General features: G+C 39.8%; 2 protein-coding genes. Both read left to right on the forward strand.

The window, feature by feature from the left end; translation table 11 throughout:
- The first annotated feature begins 65 nt into the window (after window positions 1–65).
- Entirely contained in the window at window positions 66–6341 is a 6276-nt protein-coding gene (locus RT99_RS05505; RefSeq protein ID WP_042563742.1) for a HAMP domain-containing protein, read from the forward strand.
- Between the two features lie 8 nt (window positions 6342–6349).
- Window positions 6350–7582 carry a response regulator gene (locus RT99_RS05510; protein WP_042563743.1) on the forward strand — a complete coding sequence of 411 codons (1233 nt, stop codon included), beginning with the start codon at window positions 6350–6352 and terminating at the stop codon, window positions 7580–7582.
- Window positions 7583–7654 lie beyond the last annotated feature (72 nt).

A 7654-nucleotide genomic window follows, 5' to 3' on the forward strand; every position in this document is an offset into this window, starting at 1 on the left:
TAGATTACAAACTATAAACAATAAACTATTCAGCCAAAAGATAAATTTAATTCATTTTAAGAATTATGAAAAAAACAAATGAAGAGTTCGAAGAATCTGTTTTAACAGATGCTGAATTTTTAAAAATTTTAATTAAAGTTAAAAACGGAAATTTTACACAGCGTTTTCCAACAGATCAAAGCGGTGTAAAACGTTCTATTTGTGATACTTTAAATGAAATTATCGACCTTAACGAACGAATGGTTTTTGAGTTTCAAAAAGTGGGAAAAAGCATTGGTAAACAAGGAAAACTAACCAATCGTGTAGCACTTGATGGCGCCAGAGGTTCCTGGAGTTCTTGTGTAGATTCTGTAAATACGCTAATCTCAGATTTGGTGCATCCAACTATTGAGATTGCGCACGTAATTACATCGGTTGCAAAAGGAAATTTGTCTCAGGAAATGCCGCTTTCTATCGAAGGAAACCCGCTTCAGGGAGAGTTCCTCAGAATTGCAAAAGAGGTAAACGGAATGGTAAAACAGCTGAACTTATTCTCAATGGAGGTGACCCGTGTGGCACGTGAGGTAGGTACAGAAGGAAAACTGGGAGGTCAGGCAAAAGTGCGAGGAGTGGGTGGAGTTTGGAAAGATTTGACCGACTCAGTAAATAAAATGGCATCTAACTTAACGGGTCAGGTACGTAATATCGCCGACGTAACAACCGCCGTGGCAAAAGGAGATTTATCTAAAAAAATTACCGTAGACGTAAAAGGAGAAATCCTCGAACTTAAAAATACGATCAATACGATGGTGGATCAGCTGAACTCATTTTCATCTGAGGTAACCCGTGTGGCGAGAGAGGTAGGAACCGAAGGAAAACTGGGAGGTCAGGCACAGGTAAAAGGAGTTGGGGGAACCTGGAAAGATTTGACCGATTCGGTTAATCAGATGGCATCCAACTTGACAGGTCAGGTGCGTAATATTGCTGACGTAACAACGGCGGTAGCAAAAGGAGATCTTTCGAAAAAAATTACCGTAGACGTAAAAGGAGAAATCCTCGAGCTTAAAAATACGATCAACACCATGGTGGATCAGCTGAATTCATTTTCATCTGAAGTTACCCGTGTGGCGGTAGAGGTAGGATCTGAAGGAAAACTGGGAGGTCAGGCGCGAGTGCGAGGTGTTGGTGGAGTTTGGAAAGATTTGACCGACTCTGTAAATCAAATGGCATCCAACTTAACAGGTCAGGTGCGTAACATTGCCGAGGTAACAACCGCCGTGGCAAAAGGAGATTTATCTAAAAAAATTACAGTAAACGTTGCAGGAGAAATTCTGGAACTTAAAAATACGATCAACACCATGGTGGATCAGCTGAACTCCTTTGGTGCCGAGGTAACTCGTGTGGCACGTGAGGTAGGTTCAGAAGGAAAACTGGGAGGTCAGGCAAAAGTAAAAGGAGTTGGTGGAACCTGGAAAGATTTAACCGATTCGGTGAATCAGATGGCATCGAATTTAACGGGTCAGGTACGTAATATTGCCGAGGTAACAACGGCCGTAGCAAATGGAGATTTATCTAAAAAAATTACAGCCGTAGCCGAAGGGGAAATTCTGGAGCTGAAAAAAACCATTAATACGATGGTGGATCAGCTCAACTCGTTTTCATCTGAGGTAACGCGTGTGGCACTTGAGGTTGGTACAGAAGGAAAGCTCGGAGGTCAGGCAAAAGTAAAAGGTGTCGGCGGAACGTGGAAAGATTTAACAGATTCCGTTAACCAAATGGCATCCAACTTAACCGGTCAGGTGCGTAATATTGCCGAGGTAACGACGGCGGTAGCAAAAGGAGATTTATCACGCCAGATTACCGTAGATACAAAAGGAGAAATTTTGGAGTTGAAAAATACCATTAATACGATGGTGGGGCAGTTGAATTCCTTTGCATCCGAGGTAACCCGTGTGGCGCGTGAGGTAGGTACCGAAGGAAAGCTGGGAGGTCAGGCGCAGGTAGAAGGTGTTGGTGGAACCTGGAAAGATTTAACAGACTCCGTAAACCAAATGGCATCCAACTTAACGGGTCAGGTGCGTAACATTGCCGAAGTAACAACCGCGGTAGCAAAAGGGGATTTATCGCTCCAGATTACCGTTGACGTAAAAGGAGAAATTTTAGAGTTAAAAAATACAATTAATACCATGGTGGATCAGCTGCGAGGATTTGCATCTGAGGTTACAAGGGTATCGCGTGAGGTAGGAACAGAAGGAAAGCTTGGAGGTCAGGCGAATGTACCGGGAGTTGCCGGAACGTGGAAAGATTTAACAGATTCCGTTAACCAGATGGCGGGTAACTTAACCGCTCAGGTACGTAATATTGCCGATGTGGCGATTGCAGTAGCCAACGGAGATATGTCCCGAAAAATTACCGTAGACGTTCGTGGGGAAATCCTTCAATTAAAAGAAACCCTGAATACGATGGTGGATCAGCTTCGTGAGTTTGCATCCGAGGTAACTCGTGTGGCGCGTGAGGTAGGTACCGAAGGAAAACTGGGAGGTCAGGCGAATGTACCGGGAGTTGCAGGAACCTGGAAAGATTTAACGGATTCGGTGAATCAAATGGCAGGTAACCTAACAACTCAGGTACGTAATATTGCCGAGGTTACGATTGCCGTTGCCAACGGGGATATGTCCAAAAAAATTACGGCCGACGTTCGTGGAGAGATTCTTCAATTAAAGGAAACCGTAAATACAATGGTGGATCAGCTTCGTGCCTTCGCATCCGAGGTAACTCGTGTGGCGCGTGAGGTGGGTACAGATGGTAAACTGGGCGGACAAGCGTTCGTTCCCGGAGTTGCCGGAACGTGGAAAGATTTAACGGATTCGGTGAATCAGATGGCATCCAACTTAACCGATCAGGTGCGTAATATTGCCGATGTAACCAAAGCCGTGGCAAATGGCGACCTTTCTAAACAAATTACCGTAGACGTAAAAGGGGAAATTCTGGATTTGAAAAACACCTTCAACACGATGGTAGAACAGCTAAACTCGTTTGCATCCGAGGTAACTCGTGTGGCGCGTGAGGTAGGTACCGAAGGAAAACTGGGAGGACAATCAGAAGTAAAAGGGGTTGCCGGAACCTGGAAAGATTTAACAGACTCGGTTAACGTAATGGCTTCGAACTTAACGGGTCAGGTACGTGGAATCGCAAAAGTTGTAACATCGGTAGCAAAAGGAAACCTAAAACAAAAATTATCTATTGATGCCAAAGGAGAGGTAGCTCAACTTACGGATACAATCAACGAAATGATTGATACACTGGCAACTTTCTCTGATCAGGTAACCACTGTGGCACGTGAGGTTGGGGCAGAAGGAAAACTGGGAGGTCAGGCGAATGTGCCGGGAGCATCAGGAACGTGGAAAAACTTAACAGAAAATGTAAATCAGCTTGCAGCAAATTTAACGACTCAGGTACGTGCAATTTCTGAGGTAGCATCGGCGGTAACGCAAGGGGATTTAACGCGAACTATTGGTGTTGAGGCAAAAGGTGAAGTTGAGGCCCTAAAAGATACAATCAACCAGATGATTTCGAACCTGAAAGCAACAACATTACGTAATCAGGAACAAGACTGGCTGAAATCGAATTTAGCGAAATTTACCCAAATGCTTCAGGGGCAAAAAGAATTGAATTCGGTTACCAAAAAAATCCTTTCGGAGCTGGCAACGGTTGTAACCGCACAACACGGACTTTTTTATATTCTGCAGGAAGATGAAAATTTTGATGATTCAAAATTGAATTTGATCGCTTCATACGCTTACATCAAAAGAAAAAATTCGCCAACGCAATACGCAATGGGCGAAGGATTGATTGGTCAGGTTGCGGTTGAAAAAGAAAGAATTATTCTGAGTAATGTTCCTAAAGATTACATCAAAATAAACTCCGGACTTGGAGACGCAAAACCAAAAGACGTTATCATTTTACCGGTATTGTTTGAAGGACAATTAAAAGCCGTAATCGAACTGGCTTCGCTGGATACTTTTAGCGAAACCCACTTAGATTTCCTTGAAGGATTAACAGAAAGTATTGGTATTGTATTGAATACGATCGAATCAAATTCTAGAACCGAAGAGTTATTGGTACAATCACAATCGTTGGCAAGCGAGCTGAAAAGCCAGCAGGAAGTATTGAAAAATACGAATGAGGAACTGGAAGAAAAAGCATTCTTATTAGCGAATCAAAAAGAAGAAGTAGAGCTTAAAAACCAGGAAGTCGAAGTGGCGAGAAAAGCGTTGGAAGAAAAAGCCGATCAGCTTACTTTGACATCCAAATATAAATCAGAATTCTTAGCAAATATGTCGCACGAGTTAAGAACTCCGCTGAACAGTTTGCAGATTTTGGCGAATGAATTAATTGCGAATCGCGACGGAAATTTATCCGAAAAACAAATTCAGTTTGCCAAAACGATCAACTCTTGCGGAGATGACCTTATTCAGTTAATTAACGATATTCTGGATCTGTCAAAAATCGAATCAGGTTATATTTCGGTTGATTATAACCCAATTAGTTTTGATGAAATCAGTCACTTTGTGGCTTCTACTTTCAACCCGATTTCAGAAGCAAAACATTTACGTTTCAATATTATTATGGATGAAAATCTTCCTGAATTGATTGAAACAGATTCGCAGCGATTGAACCAGATTTTGAAAAATTTACTTTCAAACTCATTCAAATTCACCGAAAAAGGAGAAGTAAAACTGAAAATTTACAAAGCAGATAACAACTGGAAAACGAGTAATATAAATCTAGAAAATGCAGAATCGGTAGTTGCTTTCGAAATTTCGGATACAGGAATTGGTATCTCTAAAGAAAAACAAAACATAATATTCGAAGCTTTCCAACAGGCGGAAGGTTCAACAAGCCGTAAATACGGTGGTACAGGTTTAGGATTATCCATTAGCCGTGGACTTTCTGATTTATTAGGCGGAAGTATCGAATTGGAAAGTGAAACCAACATTGGTAGTAAATTTACCTTATTCCTTCCGTTGAAATACGTTCATATTGCCGAAATTGAAAACATTGACGTTACAGAAGAAACAGATCTAAAAGGCCGCATTAAATCGTTGCCGTCAGAAAGATTTAATCGATCTGATATTGATTTGTTTTTTGTCGATGAAGTGGGTGATGACAGAACCGACATTAAACCGGACGATAAAGTATTGCTGATTGCAGAAGATAACTTAACTTTTGCCAAAATCATGCTCGAACAAGCACACAATAACGGCATAAAAGCTATTGTTACCACAAAAGGAAACGATGTTATTGATTTTATCAATCAGTTTCATCCGCACGCCATTACGATGGATTTGAATATGCCGGATACGAGCGGCTGGAAAATTCTGGACAGACTGAAGACTGATTTTAATTTGCGTCATATTCCGGTTTATATTATTTCCGGTGAAGATGAAAGAAACAAAGGCCTTAAACGTGGTGCAAGAAACTTCCTTCTTAAACCCGTTAAAAATGATTCATTAACTAATTTGTTTAATGATATTCACGACTTTAAAAACAGAAAAACAAAAAACCTGTTAGTGGTTGATGACAATGAAGACGACCTTAACCGAATACTCGAAGCTGTAAGCGGTAACGACATTAAAGTTTTAAGCGCAAAAACAGCCAAAGAAGCCGTTGCATTAATAAGCGAAAAATCATTTGATTGTATTATCTTAGATTTGGTTTTACCGGATGCAGACGGTTTAGATCTTATTACTGACCTGGAGAATAACATTGCAGGGCAGGAAACCGCCATTATTATACACTCAGCAGGAGATGTAAATAATAAACAAAGAGCCAGATTAAACAGGTTTGCACATAGTATCATTTTAAAAAGTTTCGATTCTCTGGATGAACTTGTAGATCAAACGGCGTTATTTATGCATCGTGTTCATAAGGAACTTCCGGACGAAATGCGTGAAAGAATCGAGTCTTTCTATTTGAAAGAAGATGTATTACAGGGCAAAAAAGTGCTTTTGGTTGATGATGATGTTCGAAATTTATTTGCGTTAACCACGGCCCTGGAGCGTTACGGCCTTGATGTAATAAGTGCAGAAAGCGGTCAGGAAGCAATTGATATACTAAACAATGACGAAGCGATAGATATTGTTTTGATGGATATTATGATGCCGGAAATGGACGGTTACGAGACCATGAAACGCATTAGAAAAGACGAAAAACATAAAGATCTGACCATTATTGCAGTAACGGCAAAAGCGATGAAAGGCGATAGACAAAGATGTATCGAATCCGGAGCTTCAGATTATATGACAAAACCTGTAAATGTTGAACAATTATCCACGTTGATGCGTGTGTGGCTTAAATAAGATATTCAATGAAAAGTAACATTGCAGATAATCCAATCAAAATTTTGATTGTAGATGACAAAAAAGAAAATCTGCTTTCATTACAGGTAATTCTCGCCGACAGAGGTTACAAATTTGTCGAGGCATCTTCTGGAAAAGATGCCTTGAGAATTCTATTGAAAAATCAGGACTTTGCAATTATATTAATGGACGTGCAAATGCCCCTGATGGATGGTTTTGAAACCGCTGAGCTCATTCGCCAGAGCGATAAATTAAAACATGTTCCGATTATATTCCTGACTGCCAATATGAACGCCAACGAGTATATTTTTAAAGGATATCAATCTGGTGCGGTAGATTATATGATTAAACCGTTATCTCCAGAAATTTTGCAGGCCAAAGTAATGGTTTTTACAGAATTATTCAGAAAAAATCAGGAACTACGTGCCAAAGAAGAAGAAACCAGAACCTTAAACGAAATCATTTTAAAAGCCAATACAAAACTTGAAGCTCAATATGCGGCGATAGAAAAACATGCCGAAGAACTCAAAAAGAAAAATACAGAATTGGATGCTTTTACCTACATTTCAAGTCACGATCTTCAGGAACCATTACGAAAAATACAGACGTTTACAAATCTGATACTTTCAAATGAATATCCAAATTTATCTGAAGACGGGAAAGCAAAATTCAACCGAATTTTGTATTCTACAAACAGAATGAGAGAATTAATCAATAGTTTGCTTACTTTTTCCCGCACCACTATTGTCGACAGGAGTTTTGAAACTATTGATCTGAATAAAATTGTTGCAGATATTCAGGAAGCTTTACAGGAAAATATTGCAGAAAAAAATGCTGTAATTGAAACCGATTTGCATGGATTGGCGTGTATTATTCCATTTCAGTTTATACAGTTATTGGAAAATTTAATTTACAATTCGATTAAATTTGCCAAAGAAGACGAATCTTTAATTATAAAAATTAGCAGCCGTGTAGCAGATGGCTCAGAGTTGGATGAAAAATTAGTACCAAATAAAAAATACTGTCATATCTCTTTTTCCGATAACGGAATTGGCTTTGATCCTCAGCACAATGAAAAAATATTTGGTGTTTTCCAGAAATTGCACAGCAAAGATGTCTACGAAGGAACCGGAATTGGCCTTGCCATTGTAAAGAAGATAGTTGAAAATCACAACGGTTTTATCACAGCAAGCGGAGAACCAATGAAAGGGGCGACGTTTAATATTTATATTCCGCATTGATTATAATTTTTTTCAGGAGCTAATCCCGCTATCCGTTCCAATCTTTTATTTTTTTAAAGAAAAAAAATAAAA

It is taken from the genome of Flavobacterium sp. MEB061, assembly GCF_000834715.1.
Classification (GTDB): domain Bacteria; phylum Bacteroidota; class Bacteroidia; order Flavobacteriales; family Flavobacteriaceae; genus Flavobacterium; species Flavobacterium pectinovorum.

Excerpts from the sequence above, each read along its gene's own strand:
- RT99_RS05505 (WP_042563742.1), top strand. The coding sequence starts at position 66 with ATGAAAAAAACAAATGAAGAGTTCGAAGAATCTGTTTTAACAGATGCT.
- RT99_RS05510 (WP_042563743.1), top strand. The coding sequence starts at position 6,350 with ATGAAAAGTAACATTGCAGATAATCCAATCAAAATTTTGATTGTAGAT.